Origin of the sequence: Prevotella sp. S7-1-8 (assembly GCF_000758925.1) — a bacterium.
Lineage (GTDB): Bacteria > Bacteroidota > Bacteroidia > Bacteroidales > Bacteroidaceae > Prevotella.
In genome coordinates, this window is record NZ_JRNC01000036.1 from 37911 (window position 1) to 52719 (window position 14809).

Annotated in this window: 17 protein-coding genes; 1 reads left to right on the forward strand and 16 read right to left on the reverse strand. The window is 46.6% G+C overall.

Features of this window, described 5'->3' with window-relative positions; translation table 11 throughout:
• The first annotated feature begins 190 nt into the window (after positions 1-190).
• Positions 191-433, forward strand: a complete 243-nt coding sequence (locus HMPREF1640_RS06350; protein ID WP_036893353.1) for a hypothetical protein — start codon at positions 191-193, stop codon at positions 431-433.
• Positions 434-471: 38 nt separating this feature from the next.
• Here the strand turns inward: HMPREF1640_RS06350 and HMPREF1640_RS12560 are convergent, their stop codons facing one another.
• The 16 genes from HMPREF1640_RS12560 to HMPREF1640_RS06425 form a co-directional block, all read right to left on the reverse strand.
• Positions 472-2931, reverse strand: coding sequence for a toxin glutamine deamidase domain-containing protein (locus HMPREF1640_RS12560; RefSeq protein ID WP_052051739.1), 2460 nt, complete (start codon positions 2929-2931; stop codon positions 472-474).
• Between the two features lie 353 nt (positions 2932-3284).
• Entirely contained in the window at positions 3285-4745 is a 1461-nt protein-coding gene (locus HMPREF1640_RS06360) for a phage portal protein (protein WP_052051747.1), read from the reverse strand.
• 23 nt (positions 4746-4768) lie between these two features.
• Positions 4769-6247, reverse strand: coding sequence for a phage terminase large subunit (gene terL, locus HMPREF1640_RS06365; protein WP_081935298.1), 1479 nt, complete (start codon positions 6245-6247; stop codon positions 4769-4771).
• Positions 6247-6753, reverse strand: coding sequence for a phBC6A51 family helix-turn-helix protein (locus tag HMPREF1640_RS06370; RefSeq protein ID WP_036893355.1), 507 nt, complete (start codon positions 6751-6753; stop codon positions 6247-6249). The genes terL and HMPREF1640_RS06370 overlap by 1 nt, the downstream gene beginning before the upstream one ends.
• A 34-nt stretch (positions 6754-6787) precedes the next feature.
• The gene (locus HMPREF1640_RS12565; RefSeq protein WP_197051489.1) at positions 6788-7252 is read right to left on the reverse strand and encodes a hypothetical protein; all 465 of its coding nucleotides are present in this window, start codon (positions 7250-7252) and stop codon (positions 6788-6790) included.
• Between the two features lie 70 nt (positions 7253-7322).
• Positions 7323-7910, reverse strand: coding sequence for a hypothetical protein (locus tag HMPREF1640_RS06380; protein ID WP_036893357.1), 588 nt, complete (start codon positions 7908-7910; stop codon positions 7323-7325).
• A 100-nt stretch (positions 7911-8010) separates the two neighbouring features.
• Positions 8011-8499 (reverse strand): hypothetical protein, encoded by a 489-nt coding sequence (locus HMPREF1640_RS06385; RefSeq protein WP_052051741.1) that lies wholly within the window; start codon positions 8497-8499, stop codon positions 8011-8013.
• A 13-nt stretch (positions 8500-8512) separates the two neighbouring features.
• The gene (locus HMPREF1640_RS06390; RefSeq protein WP_036893359.1) at positions 8513-8911 is read right to left on the reverse strand and encodes a single-stranded DNA-binding protein; all 399 of its coding nucleotides are present in this window, start codon (positions 8909-8911) and stop codon (positions 8513-8515) included.
• A gap of 234 nt (positions 8912-9145) precedes the next feature.
• Positions 9146-9673 (reverse strand): hypothetical protein, encoded by a 528-nt coding sequence (locus HMPREF1640_RS06395; RefSeq protein WP_036893361.1) that lies wholly within the window; start codon positions 9671-9673, stop codon positions 9146-9148.
• A gap of 25 nt (positions 9674-9698) precedes the next feature.
• Positions 9699-10808: a hypothetical protein gene (locus tag HMPREF1640_RS06400; protein ID WP_036893363.1), complete on the reverse strand. Its 1110-nt coding sequence runs from the start codon at positions 10806-10808 to the stop codon at positions 9699-9701.
• Positions 10809-10819: 11 nt separating this feature from the next.
• A complete protein-coding gene (locus tag HMPREF1640_RS13230) occupies positions 10820-10981 on the reverse strand; it encodes a hypothetical protein (protein ID WP_156098737.1) in 162 nt (53 codons plus the stop codon).
• 16 nt (positions 10982-10997) lie between these two features.
• Positions 10998-11567, reverse strand: a complete 570-nt coding sequence (locus tag HMPREF1640_RS06405) for a 3'-5' exonuclease (RefSeq protein ID WP_036893365.1) — start codon at positions 11565-11567, stop codon at positions 10998-11000.
• Positions 11568-11580: 13 nt separating this feature from the next.
• Complete coding sequence (locus HMPREF1640_RS06410) at positions 11581-12345, reverse strand: site-specific DNA-methyltransferase (protein WP_036893367.1); 765 nt, start codon at positions 12343-12345, stop codon at positions 11581-11583.
• Between the two features lie 4 nt (positions 12346-12349).
• On the reverse strand, positions 12350-13420 hold the full coding sequence (locus tag HMPREF1640_RS06415; protein ID WP_081935299.1) for a DNA cytosine methyltransferase: 1071 nt from the start codon (positions 13418-13420) through the stop codon (positions 12350-12352).
• Positions 13407-14009 (reverse strand): DUF4406 domain-containing protein, encoded by a 603-nt coding sequence (locus HMPREF1640_RS12785; protein ID WP_081935300.1) that lies wholly within the window; start codon positions 14007-14009, stop codon positions 13407-13409. Before HMPREF1640_RS12785 ends, HMPREF1640_RS06415 begins: the two co-directional genes overlap by 14 nt.
• On the reverse strand, positions 14006-14785 hold the full coding sequence (locus HMPREF1640_RS06425; RefSeq protein WP_036893369.1) for a Rha family transcriptional regulator: 780 nt from the start codon (positions 14783-14785) through the stop codon (positions 14006-14008). The genes HMPREF1640_RS12785 and HMPREF1640_RS06425 overlap by 4 nt, the downstream gene beginning before the upstream one ends.
• Positions 14786-14809: the final 24 nt, after the last annotated feature.

A 14809-nucleotide genomic window follows, 5' to 3' on the forward strand; every position in this document is an offset into this window, starting at 1 on the left:
GATGACAATCATTACTTCGGTTCAATCGCCGCCATATATGACCATTTCACGCCGCATGAACTTGGCGTGTCTGCTTCAAGGTTGTGGAATTATGGCATCACGGAACAAAAGCCATACCGCAACAATAAGGTAATCATCCGCCGTGGGTTGATTCAACGCAAGAAAACAAACCGCAAAAATCCAAATTCAAATGGCAAACAATGACACAATCACCGCGACCATTTTCGCAAGGCGGAATGGCTTTCGCTCCGGTGTTGATTTCGTTGGTTTTTGGGAACCAAAAGGATTCAACGTGTTTAAGGTGAAAACACAAGTCGGGAATGATGGCAATGTAACTATCGGATTGCCAACTTTCGTATTGGTAAAGCAAGGGAAAGCGCGTTTTGCTTCCCCGGATTCAATCAATTCGATAATTGGTTATTTCAATGATTAAACAAACGCGGATGGTTCTTAATGCGCCATCCGCGTTTCTTATTGTCGTTTGCGAACAATTCCATCTATCATGTCAAGATTGATTGCCATCTTGTCAACACGTTGGATTCCGCAAGTCCTGTAAGTTCCCCAATTCAACGTTTTGCAAATATCCTCCAAGGTTCTTATGCGTCCCGTTTGTGGGTCATACACTCGCAATGTTCCATCCGCAAGACGCTCGGCAACGATGATGTGTCCGCCTTTCCATCGTTGAACTTTCCAACGATAAGTCAACGAATAACGACCGGGTGTTTTTGTCATTTCTTCGTACCACTTAACGGCGGATGCTGCCGCCTTCGCGGAATTTCGCGTGAATTGGTTTGTCATCCATTCACACAAAGGTTCTTTCCCTGTTTCCGGGTCTATCCATATTTTGTTCGTGTCATGAGACAATTCGGTTGGTTTCGTTCCACTACGGTCATAATTCGGTTGGGCTTCAACATCAAGTCCACGCATACGCAATTCATGTGCAACAACGCAAGATTGGCAATTGATGTGATATGGGTTGTCATCGTTCTTCTTCATCGCGAATGTTGTTTGTTCTTTCCATGCTTCAATTCTACCTTTATTGTAACTTTCATTCGCACGATGATTGTCTGCTTCCTCAAACGTCATCGGTGTTCCTTTTTCAATTCCAAGCATTTGCGCGGTTTCGTTGTCGTTCTTAGCAACCAAATCTTTGTTGTTTGCAAATGTTTCCACCCTTTCAATCTCTTTTATGATGTCCGTTGTGATGACCTTTGCATTGCGTGATGTCGTGCGGTTTTCGTTTATCAACGCTTTCAAACTGGACACATCGACATTCCCGTCATACTTCGCCACACACGCCTTTGCATCTGCGATTGCCTTGTTATAATCCGTCTTTGCCTTGTCAACGGATGCGCGCAACTTGGAAACATCCAACGCGCCACCATTTGCAGATTTGAGAATGAATTTATAATTCGGGTATTGCTCGGATGCTTCATCGTTGAATGTGTCATGCGCATAACGCACAATGCTTGTTGTGTCGCCAACCCATTCTTCCGCGCTTTTGGCTGCTGCTTCATACTCGGACAATATCTTTTGCGCCATCATCCGGGTTTCCTCAATCTTTGCCATCAATTGCGCTTTCAGTCGGTCACGGGCTGCATTCAGTTCCGGAACGCGCCAATATTGGTGTTGAATGCTTATTTCATCCGTCATTTGGTCGTACCATGCCGCATCAATGCCATACAAACGACAAGCATCAATCAAATCGCAATCATCATTGACGCGGTTTGTCATTTCATTGTTGAACTTGATACTTTCATCAACGGACAATTGTTCAAATGGGATATGGAAATCAACCTTTCCGGATGGTTCGATTGTCGGCATTGCGATTTTTAATCCCTTGCCAAGTCGCCCATCAACAAAGTTGTCCCGGATGAAATATGGCGTTGATGACCATCCTTTTTGCGCTTCGATATGGTCTTTTACCCATTCCATGAACTCCTTTGGCATTTCGGACACGGCGTTCTTTGCTTGCAAATGCTTGTATTCCGTGCCGCGCAATGCCGCCTTTAGGTCGCCAAGTTCATTTGCATCGAAAGTTTCTTCATCCATCAAGATGGGCGTGGCGTAACACATACATTGTGGATGCCACCCTTTGAATTTGAATGTCTTGGGGTAACGCCCAACCAACTTTGAACAAATTGCACACTTGCACAATGGTTCGTGGTTGCTCCGGTGTATTTCAAAGCCAACAACGAAATCCAATTGTTGCCATCGTTGGTAATCGCTTTCCCGGTACGCCATATTGATTTCCGAACGTGTCAAGCGCGTCGCGTTCTTGTAGCTGGAACGATAAACGCCTTGTCCGGGATGATAGGCACGTGCGTTCTTGGACAACACAAGGTTTCCGCGCTTGTCACGAACACGCCGGAACAATCGGTTCGGTTCGCTCAAGTTCTGCCGGACATCGCGGGAAAGTTCATCCGCGCTTCTTCCCTCACCAAGTCCGACATCAAGGGCGGATTCCATTTGCGCCTTGTATTGGTCAACGTACTTCCATACGCGTTGCGAAAGATTCATTCCCTCCACCTTGCGACTTTGGAACGCCGAAAGCGCATCCAAGTTGCGGTCTTGCATCTTCTTCAAGCGCACCTTGCTCAACTTGGATGTGTCCATGATGGATGAAATGAACCCGTCATTCTTGGCACAAGCAAAAAGCCATTGTTTCTTTGAACCGGATTCGATGACGGTTGTCACACGGGATGCCAATTGTTCCGTGATGCGCTGCATCTCCTTTTTTACGGACGGGTACATATCGAACGAAAAAGGCTTGTCGGGGTCAATCTTGCCACGCGCTGCCGCCCTTGTGATTGCCGTTGTCGCCTTGTCATACAGGCTTTGCACGGCTTGAACATACGCGTCCGTTGTCCTGTAATGCCTTGCGTCCCATCCTTGTATGGAAAATCGTGTTGTTTTCTGCCTTTTTGCCATTACTTCTTGGTGTAATAGCGACAATGCCAAACCCCATCATCCCCCGGATGACATTTGGCGCATACGCAACAATAAAAATTGTCAAACGCACGCGCCCAATATTTGCAGTTGTCGCAAAGGTTCGTTTTACTCATTCTTTCTTGGTTTGAAATGTTCACATTGTAGGTCATTGAGGAACTTGCACCATCGCCCGTGTTCCGTCTTGTGGTCTTGCTTGCAACGGCACAATATCAAATGCCCATCAATCGCCTTGGAATGCCAATCGTATGATTCCGCGCATTCCCGGCATCGGAATTGTGGCTTCTTCGCCTGTTCCTTTGCCGGGGTTCGTGTTGTTCTTGGATAACGTGGCATTACGCATCGCCCTCCAATTGCGGTTCACCGATGATGAATGAATTGTCGCGCGTGTCCTGTTCTTCCAACTTCTTCATGGTCATTTCCGGATTCTTGGAAATACCCGCACCGATGATGGATTCTTCTTGCGACACAACGGGTTTGTCTCCGTTTGCGGTCATCCAATAATTCAAATCGTCAATTTCTGACGTAATCATGTAAGGGATGATTTCGGGTTCAATCATAATGGATTCGCACGCATCCGACAAGCTGGTGTTCATCTGCGCGATATACTCCAAGATGACATTCACACGGCGTTGCAAGTAATCATCAAAGATTTCGCACTTGTCTTGCACCTTTAGATGGGCATCCATGAAAAGCAACTTCAACGCCACACCGGACATCGCGCCCAATCCCTTGACCGCTTCAAAGGAAATGTCGGGCGTTTGCGTGATGGTATAAATCAGTTTCAACAACGTGTCAATCTCCAACTTGACCGCTTCCGGTGCTTGCTGCCATGACACATATTGCATGGTTGCGCCCTCCTCGCCCTCAATAACCGCACCGGATTCGCCTTTTTGCGCCCATCCGTTGACTTGTCCGGTCGTGAAAATCTTCGGGCTTGCGTGATAATCGTTCGTGTCGGCAAAGTTTGACAACAAGGTTTCCAATCGGTCAATCAACGCGTTCACATCCTCGGTTTCGAACTCCGTTTGATGTCCGTATATTACAGGTATTTTGTTGATGCCCGTCTTTTTGGGATAACCATCAACGCAATCAAATCCATTCGCGCCGTTTATCCACAACCAATGTTCGGTGTCCGTGAACGTTTCAAAATAGTTTGTGACAACGCCATCACGGGTTCGGGCAAAGGAGCGTGAAAACGCCACCATGTCGCCCGTTTCATCGAAATACGGGTAAAGCGTATCACCATAGGCGGGCGAAAAGATGGTACAACGCATCTTGAATTGCGATGGAAAGCCATATTTCGTGTTGGGGCTTTCAACCGGATACCAATATTCGGCGGCTTCCTTATGCCCGAAAATGGAACGTCCAATCTTGCGATTCAACGACTTGCACTTCACTCCATACAAAATGCGGCCAAGGGCGCGCGCAACGGCTTCTTCCTGTTCGTTCTCCGGCGTTGAATTGTAAGCCGGGGAATTACCGAACACGAATGATACCGCACGTTTGATTATCAACTTTTGAATGGCAACGGCGACACGCGCCACGCGTACCGTCTTGAAATTGGTGCTTTCTCCATCGGTTGAAATAACCTTTTGCGCGGAATCCGCTTCATTGTCCGCCGAAACTTGAACGCGCTTATCCGGGCGCAATATCGGCGACATAATATCATGCGACTTTATGTCAAGTGCTTTGTTTGCACTCTCCACATCGGGTTGTGGTATGAAACGGCAAGACTTCAATTCGGAAATCACATCGTTTGCCGTTGCAAGCTGAAAAATTTCTTGTATTGTCATATCGTTTTTATTGTTTTGAATTATCATACTTGACCAAACAGGGCGGCAACGCTCGTTTGCTTGCCTTGCTTGCGTTTCTCAATCGTTCCGGTCAATGCGTCCGGCGCGTCATCATGTTCGTTGCGTCCGGCTTTCAGATAGCCACAAATCGCCTTTGCAAACTCCGGGAACAAACGTTTCCATCCTTGCGGCATGAACGTCAAGTTCTGAACCATCGCCGAATGGGAATAAATGCGCGTGTCCTTGTTCTCGCGCTGGGCAAAGGATGTGAACTTTGTCTTTCCGTTGCCAAGCAAACGGCATTGCCTTTCAACGTTGTTCTTGAATAGGCGACCGCCGTTGTTCGCTTCGACAATACATTGCGCCACGCCGTGCTTAGTCAACATCTTGGCAAGGGCGGGTTCGGTGAACTCAACGGGCTTTGTCGTGTAAAGCACATCCACGATGTAATTGCCAATTTCCGTTTCGTCATACACGATGGCGCAAAGGTAGTCCGCGCCCGTGTCGGCGGTGTCCACATAGCAACGGCGTTGCAATTGCAGCGTTGCCGGGCGCACAAGGTATTCAACGAATCCGGCTTCATACATCAATCCGGCGCGCGGTTGCGGGTTTTGTTGATACAGGGATTCAAACACTTGTGGATTGCGCTTCCGTATGGCTTGCAATTTTTCAAGGTTGTGTCGTTCCGCCCATAATGGTTCACCCTCTTGTCTTGGGTCATATTCGGTCGGCGCGCCCTCCTTGATGGCTTGATACACCACGACAACCCATCCGTTCGGGTTGTCCTTGGCATCATAAACGCCTTGTTCGCGTAACAACTTGCCCGCAAGGTCATCTTCATGCCATCGGGTAAATACAATCAATTGGCGCGAATCGTTGTGCAAACGTGTTTCGGCAACGGTATCGTACCAATCGGATATGTTTTCACGGACAATGGACGACCATGCCGTTTTCGCGTCCTTGTAAATGTCATCCATGATTAGAATGTCCACGGGTTCACCTGTCAACGCACCACCAACGCCCACCGTCTTGAATCCGCCGACATGGTTCACAATCTCGCATTCTTCCGTTGTACGGATGTAACCACGTCCGGAATCATCGGCAAAGCTGGATTGACCAAGCGTTGTTTCCGGGAATATGTTGTGATACTCCGGCGTGTCAATCACACGTTGGATTTCGCGGTTGAATTTCTTTGCCTTTGTCGCCGAATAGGAAACGACCGCCAAGCGCAAGTCCGGGTTGCGCCCTAACAGATACGCGGGCAAACGGCGCGTTGACCCCTCGGATTTTCCATGCTGCGGCGGCATGAACACCATCAACTTTTTCACGCCACCATCCGCGAATTTGGATAATACATGATAATATCGGCGATGGAAATCAGCCGGGCGGAATGTCGGCATCGTGGCAAGCGTAAAGCGCAACAAATCGGAACGACTTTCACGATAAAGCCGTTCTTGCATCGCTTGGATAAGTTGTATTCGTTCGCTTCTTGTTGCTGCCATTACTCCAATTTCCTTTGAAGTTCTTCAATTGTGCTTGCCAATTCCTCATCGGTCTTGCCCGCAAACAAATCCTTTCCATCTTTCCCGGTCACTTCCGTTGATTGCTTGTTCTTCCAATGTTCCGGGTCGCCATTGGTCAACGTGAATATGATTGCCGCCGTGTCCGCTTGGATATGCTTCTTTGTGTTCGTCTGCTCCTTGATAATCGGTTTCGGGTTGTCTTCCTCGCCTTTCACCTTGCCGGGAACGGTGACAACCTTTGTTTCCGTAACGTCATACCCTTGTATCTTCTTCAACAATGATTTCTTGGCTTCCTGCACAAAGAATTGCATCCGTTCATCCTTGGCATCCACAATCATTTGCCCAAACTCCGGATGTTCTTCTTTCCATTGATGGAATGTCTTTGGTGTTATTCCCACTTGGCGGCAAATCTCGGCGATGGTGTATGTGTCCGACTTGATAAGCCCGACAATTTTGTCAACAATCTTTTTTCCGTACTTTGCCATAATTGCCTTTTTTAGTTGATTTTTATCACTTTAATCACTCTTTCAGTTCGACCGAAAAGCCACGGTCTTGCAGTTCACTAAACAACAACGACAACTTTGTGACATCTCCACATTCAACAATCAACCGGGTTGATATTTCCTTTTTCCCGGATGGTTCTTCTTGTTCGGGTTCTTCTTGTTGGAAAACATCAACGCCCCAATCTTGCGGTTCAAAACCCCATTGTTGCGAAACTTCTTCAATCAAAGATTCATCCCATGCAAGGTTCGCTTTGCCTGTTGCGTTGTCAGCAATGGCAAGTTCACGACCCTTGGCGGAATCAAGGTCAATATCCTTTCGCTTCACGGCAACAAGTTGGTTCCCGTCCACTTCAACCACCACAACATCGGTAAAGCCAATGTCGGCGGCTTTTTCGGCGGTCTTGTTTCCGGCAATGATGCGGTTGTTCTTGTCAATTAGGATGGAACGCCCCAAGCCAAAACGGCGCAACGATTCATCCATAAGATGGTCGCCGTATTGTGTTCCCTTGTTGAAATTCTTGTTGTCGGGAACAAGGGATTCAATATTTGTTTCAATTACCTTTGCCATATAGTTCGATGATTAAGTGATACAATATGATTGCCGGGATGGAAAGGAACGCACCGCACAATGCCCCAATGGCGGTGAAAATGAAATCCATGATTTCAACCGTGCCGTGTCCTTTGGAATCCCACCATTCCTTGATTGCCCCGGCAAGACATCCGGCGGCAAAACCTATTGAAACGCCGAAAAGACACCCGAACACCAAGCCAATCACAATGCCGACATACAAATGCTTGCGCTTGTCGGGCATTTTGGCGGCTTCTGCAAGGTTTTTCCACGCTTCCGCGATAACTTCAACCCACTTCAACCCCAAACGCCCTAAAACGGGCAAAAACGGCGTTTTTTCAAATACTCTTTCCCCTGCGACAAATACGGGCGGTTGTGTCTTACCGGACATAACACCAAGCCACACATTCCCGCCGAATAATATGTTGATGCGTTCCTTGATTGATGGTTTCCAACACGAAACGCATTGTTTGCCATCACACCACACGGGCAACGCACCACATTGTGAATCCGACAACGTGCCGGGTTTCTGCAATACCTTTGTGGATTGCTCAAAATCAATTGGTTTCATACGATTTTCTTATTAAATTATGCAATTGCAATGCAAAGTTAGGGGGGTATCACTATAATACACCCCCTTTTGCCCGATAAGTTATTCCAAAGTTATCCACCTACGGTTTTATGCGGATGGGCAATCCGGCAAATGTCCACGCCAACAATCCGGCATCCCTTGCATCTTGGTTCGTGCGTCCCATGATGCCCGTAAACGATGCCAATTCATCATGTGTAATCTTCCGGTCTTTGCCTTTCCAACACTTCACCAAAGGCGCGTGCGGCGTTACTTCGATGCCGTAATGCTTGCACATTTCAATGATTTTTCGCCCGGTTTCATGGTTCGCGCCGACATCCTTTGCAATCTTTTCCGCCTGTTTGCCTTGGGCGGCGTGAAAGCATGATTTGGCGTTCATCCATCCGGCTTCAACAACGACAATCAACGATTCGTGCGTTTCCTCGCCCTTTTTCTTGGCGTGCTGCAAGTAATCAAGCAACAACGGGAACGCAAGATTGGTCAATTCCAATTGCCGTGTGCTTCGCTTCAAAAACGCCACCCCGGACTTTTCCTTATCCGGGTCAATGCCAATCACATTTTGATACTTCATAAGGCATCAGGAACTAAAATGGCAAATCATCGTTATCTTGCCCCGCAAGGGTGGATGGCTGTTGTGTTGCCGAACTTGCCGCCGTGGATTGTTCGCCCTTGAAGCCGCACAAGTTCACTTCGTTGGCATTCACATTTACCGCAACTTGGGTGTTGCCGTTCCTGTCTTGATAGGGCTTAACGGACAAGCGACCACGGACGAACACTTTGCAACCTTTTTTGAGGTATTGAGTAAGACCGCCGCCATCACCGTACCACAAGACGGAAACCCATGTTGTTGATTCCACCATTGCACCGTTGGCATCTTTCCTTTTCTCCGAATGTGCGACATTGAAAGATACATACTTTTTGCCGCCAAACTCCTTGATTTCGGCATCCGCGCCGATGTTTCCGATTACTTCAATTTGTAACATAATGATTTTTTGAATTAAGTGTTATATACTTTTTCGTAACTGCACCACGTTTCCCCGTCATAAGTCACTTGCTGGTCTGATTTGTCAACGATGGCAACAATTTGGGATTGGTCAATCCGCAAGGATTCAAAATTCTTGGTTTAAACCGTTGTGCGTTCCCCTGCAATTGGGTTTTCAATTATGACGATATACCGCATAAGCAATGCTTTTGTTGTACACTTGCATTGCACTTGGTTAATACGCCTTGCCGTGTTTCGGCGGTCGCGTTGCGTTATACTTCATCTTCTCGCCAATGTGCCAAGCCAAATCAATTCCTAAGGAATGCGCCCACTTCGTAATGTATTCCAATCCGAATTGGATGCGCTTTTCAATGCCTATGATGTCACGGCACAAACCTTTGGTCAAGGCAAATGCGTTTTCCGTGAATGTGAACTTGTCAAACGCGCGATGATACTTGCAAGGATTCATCTTGTCAAAGTCCACGCCCAACGCTCCTGCAAGGTCGCCAAGACGAATTGCAACGTCCGCCATTTCATCTTCCAAGGCGTCCTTGATTAGAACTTTGAAATTCTCGCTACTGTTGAACGTTCCATCATTGTACACTTCAAGGTTGGCGCGCTTCCCGGCTCGATGCGCTTCAACCATTTCGCCAATCTCCGAAACGACAAGCATCAAACAATGTTCGTTGCTCTCTCGCTTTTCCCAAAATCCATGCCTTACGGCATTGGCATGGGATTCTTTTGCCAATTTGTTGAAATTCATGTTTTCAAAATTTATTGTGTTAAACTTACCCGGTTATTTCAAAATCAATCTCATTGATGTTCTTTTCAAACACTTTCAAACACGCCTTGATGTTGGTGTCGCATTCGATGACTTGGTTTCCGCAATACGCATCCAAACAGGTTTTCAACTTGTCCATGTATGGGTTTTTGATGCTTTGGGCAAATCCAATCTTGGATTCGATTATCTTGTCCATGCGCTTGTTGTGGTCAACAAGGAAACGACACATAAGCACACCAAGGAACGCATCCGTTTTCATATCCTTGTAGATGTCGCCCGGAAACTGCTTTTTATACTGCGAATTGACACAATACCAAAATATCGTGAAATCGCTTGTGTACTCCTTGAAAAATTCTTCCGTCTGCTTTTCTATACGCTGGATATGCCTTGCATCCAAATCCTTTTTCAAGGAACCAACGTATTCTTGGCGGACGTGCTTCACGGTGCGGGACAACTTGACGGTTTCCGGAATCTTGTGTTTGGCGCAATACTTCATCACCTTGTCGGCATACATCCACGCCAAATGCGAAATGACCAATGGAACGAAAGCAATCATCATGTTTTCGTTGAACGTGAATGTTTTCATCATCCAATCGGTATCATGGCGCACACTTTCCTTGAATTGCTTTTCCGTCATCATCGGTGACAAACCATTGATGTTGTTCACAATCTCCTTTTCAAAGATGGTGTCATACATCCTTTTTTCCGCCGCTTTCAGTTCTTCCGGCGTTGGCTTGTGTTCCGGTGCTGGCGTTGGTTCGTGTCCGTGTTCAATTTCCGGGGCTTGTTCAATTTTATTGAACACGGTTGTTTCATTGAACATGGATTCGCCCTTTGAGAAATCAAGAACTTCATTGCCCGGCGCGGATTCCTGTTCCTTTGGCTTGATGAAAGGGCAAGTCTTGTCGTTGTGGCACGTGTTGAATGACCTTTCGTTGATTTCCATGTTCCCGGCTGCTTGCGCTTCCATGTCGCGTTGCAAGGCGCATTTGTATTTCGGGCATCTGCCAAGCTGGGCATTGTACCATACCGCCTTGGCGCACCTCATGCAATTGTCTTGTTGCCAATATGACATCTTGATGTCGTTGGCGAATATCCTTTCACTTGTTGTTTTCATTGTTGCGAATATTAGAATGCAATTCGATAATCTTTGCCCTTTAACGATGGGCGTTTGCTTTCGATGAACTTCTTCAAGTCGCCAAGTTCGATTGGGAACAATGGACAAAACTTGTATTTCAACGTGCAAACAAATCGGTCATTCAACATGACATCAAGGAATAAAGTTTTCATTGTTGCGAAAGTTGTTCTAAACATTACCCGTCACGATGTCAAACACCGCCTTTGTCAATTCGATGTCATACATTGCATTGTGCAACGAATCACCATCCACTTGCACGCCAAGCGTTGCCGCAACCGTTGACAACTTGAAATTCTCCATTTCCGTGCGCTTGCTTGCAAGATACACGGTCGCAAGAACCATCACGTCCATTGAATTTGCCCAAAACCATGAACCAAAGAACTTGTCGTTGTTCTGCAAGAAAAATCCGCGCAAGAATTGATTGTCGAATGCGGCGTTGTTGTACCCAACCAAAAAGAACTTGTCCTTTGAATTGTACTTGTCAACGTACTTGTCAAGCATTGCGACAAATTGACGGTACACCGTACCCATCGCCGGATATTTCGCGATTTGTTCACGGGTAACACCCGCAACCGCCAAGGCTTCATCCTCAATGGCTGCTTTCGGGTTTGGCTGGACGTGAAAATCAAACGATTCTTTCACGATTCCGTCAATTACGACTTGACCGGAAATTTGATGGATTCCGTTTCTTCCGGGGTTTGTTCCTGTTGTTTCAAGGTCGAAAAATAATAACTTCATAATTTTATATTTATTAGAATAAACTTGGTTGGATAGCGCGGTTCAAAACTTTGTCTTGTGCCGCCTTGAAAAAGTCCTTTTTGATTTCAAATCCGTATGCGCGCCGCCCAAGTTCTTTTGCTGCGAAAAGCGTTGAACCGCTCCCGGCGCACGGGTCAATGACAACATCGCCGGGGTCGGTGAAAATGCGGATAAGGTATTGCAGCAATGGCACGGGCTTTTGTGTCGGATGTACCTTTGGCGTTTTCGTGTCACGTCCCCAATCAATGCAATTGAACACCATCCCACCACCAACGGCATCATTGTTGAACTTTGGCAATTTGTCGCGATAAAGCAACACGCCATATTCGCAATTACCAACAATCTTCATGTTCGCTTTCAGAACTTGCGCGGAAAAGTTCTTTCGGAACACAAGGTTGATGTAATGGTTGAAACCATACCTTTTGCCCAATTCAATGTATTTGAATTGTTGCTCAAACTCGCAAAACACAATCATGCAAGGGGCTTTCCCGGCTTCCTTTGGCTCTTTGATAAGCATTTGCGAACAAAAGTGCATAAATTCAGCCGGGCGGAAATCCTTGTCGGTGTCGAAAAACTCTCGCCCTGCAAGTTCGCTTTCTCCATTCTTGTTGTCCCCATCAATATACCACGATGGATTGCTTGCGTATGCGTTCTTGCCAAGGTTATATGGCGGGTCGGCAATAATCAATTGCGCCTTTGGTATGCCATACACCTTGAAATTTTGGAAATGGTCATTGAATAATTCAACTTTGTTCATAATCCTATTTTCTAATTTTTGATAACCATTGGTCATATATACGGGATGCCACTTGTGCCATCATCACGGGTGGCACTGACATTCCGCAAATGTAATGTGGTATTTGTCCGCCGAAATTATAGTCTTGTGGAAATGACGAAATGCAACAAACTTCGGATGCGCTCAAATACTTTGGTATGTCAAAACGTATCAAGCAATCCTTTCGCGCTGCAAGCGTTGGCGAAACCTTGTCCGGATAGACATATTGATTGTTGAACATTCCACTTTTCCCAAACTCTCGTTCATTTGCGTTTGACAAATCCGAATCGCCATCCATGCGTAATTCCCAACATTTGCGCATTTTCGGTGAATCAACGCCATCGCCCATGCCATCGGCAACATCCTTGAAAGGTATCACCGCTTCGTTGAAATTCATATTCAATCTTGGCAAGGTTTCAAACAACGTTTGTTCGCAAGGAACGAAACCGACCAAATCTTTGCGCAAGCACACGAAAAACACACGTTGCCGCCTTTGAGGAACACCCATCATTTGGGCATCAAGCAAGTAATGGTTCATATAATATCCGGCATCATCAAAGCCACGATAAATGTTTGTCATATACTCTTTCGCGCTGCCAAGCAACAATCCTTTCACGTTTTCCGCAACAACGACTTTCGGTTGCAACCGCTTTGCAAGCTGGATGAAATCGAAAAACAACGTGTCAAGAACTTGTTCGGCTTGTCCCTCCCGGAACTTTTTCATCTTTCCCCATGCTTCTTCACGGCTTCCCGCCATGCTGAATGTGGAACAAGGCGGTGAACCATCCAAGATGTCAAGGTTGAATAACTCCGGCGGCAAATCCTGTTTATCCTTGAATGTCTGAATCGGTTCAAGGAAAGGGAAACGCGGATTGTGATTCTTGCAATATGTGAACATCATGCGGTGGTCTATTTCGTTGCATCCTATCACATCGAATCCGGCTAACTTGTAGCCCATAGAACTACCCCCCCCACAAGCAAAGCACGAAAAAACCGTGCCTTTGTCTTTGGCGAAATGGGCATCCGCCAAAGTCCAACGATAATCAAATTTTTGCATTGTAACTTATTAATATATCATTCACTTTCGTGGCTAAATCTCTAAACGGCGGGTTGAATCGCATATCATCGTTGTACTTCTTCAACAAGTGCAACATGGATGAATGGTCGCGGTGGACATATTGCGCAATCTTCGTCAACTTCATCTTCATTGCCCGGCAATGGTGAACGAATATCATGCGCGCATAAAACCCATCACGCTTGCGCGACTTAGTGATATAATCCGAAAACTTCAAGCCTATAACTTCGTGGATGGCGTTTTGGATGCGCATCACGTTCTGGTTTTCACGGGCAAAGATGGATTCAAACCAAATGTCCTTTCCAAGACGAAAGGCGATGTCGTATTCAATGCCCGCGCCCGTGCTTCCCGTCCAATTGTCCATCATGTAAATGGCATCACAACCAAACAACAATTTGATGCCCTTGACCATGTGCGATTCCCAAGATGCCTTTTCGTCACACAACCCAAATTCCAACGGGTTCACAACTTCAAACCCAATTGATTCAAGCAACGCTTGCGAATTGGCGAACCGTTGCTTTGCTTCTTCGATTGGCAAGCCCGAAATCTTGCCCGATACATAAATTTTCATTGGCTTTTCTTCCTCTCTGCATTATAGATGAATTTATTGATGAAATATTCCTTGCCTTTTCCCGTCACCATCGTTCGCGTGGTGGTCATCACTTCATCCGTCCGTGGGTTTGTCCACGTTTGCGGTTTCAGTTCAAACAAGCCAAGGTCAAGGGCTTTTTGTGTTGGCTGGTTTCGTGCCGTTCCAACGCTGCACAAATAATCGTTGTCGCGCAACCATTGGAAAAGCCGGATTTCCCCGAAATCCACGCCGTTTTGTTTCAGAATCTTTGCAAGTTCATCAATCCCGCACGATGACGGGGAATTGATGATGGCGGTCGCGAATGCCACTTTCGGGGCTTGTGCTTCAATCTGCTTTTGTTGGCTTTCGATTGTTTCCGCCTGTTCCGCCGCAAGGCGCAAAGCCTGTGCGAACGTTTGAGGAATCGCCGGGGATGCTGGCGCAAGTTCCTTTATTGTTTCCTCCATCTTGTTGAATGCGTTGATGAATGCCACCTTGAATGCCATCGCCTTTTCTCCGGTCAATGACATCGTAAGCAAGGAAAAGCCATCGCGGTTCATCAAGAACATGGGTTGCCGCTTCCCTTGTGCATCCGTGTATGTGGTTTCGGCAAACCAATGTTCGTTGGCTAAATTTTGAGCCGACCCCATGATGTTGCGGATGGACTTCATTATGTTCTTGTGCATCTTGCCGAACACCTGTGCAACCTTGACGGAATCGGTCACGGGCGTTCCCTTTTGCGTTTTGTAAACGCTTGATTGGATGATTTCATTCATAATTGTAAATTTTCATTGTTAGTA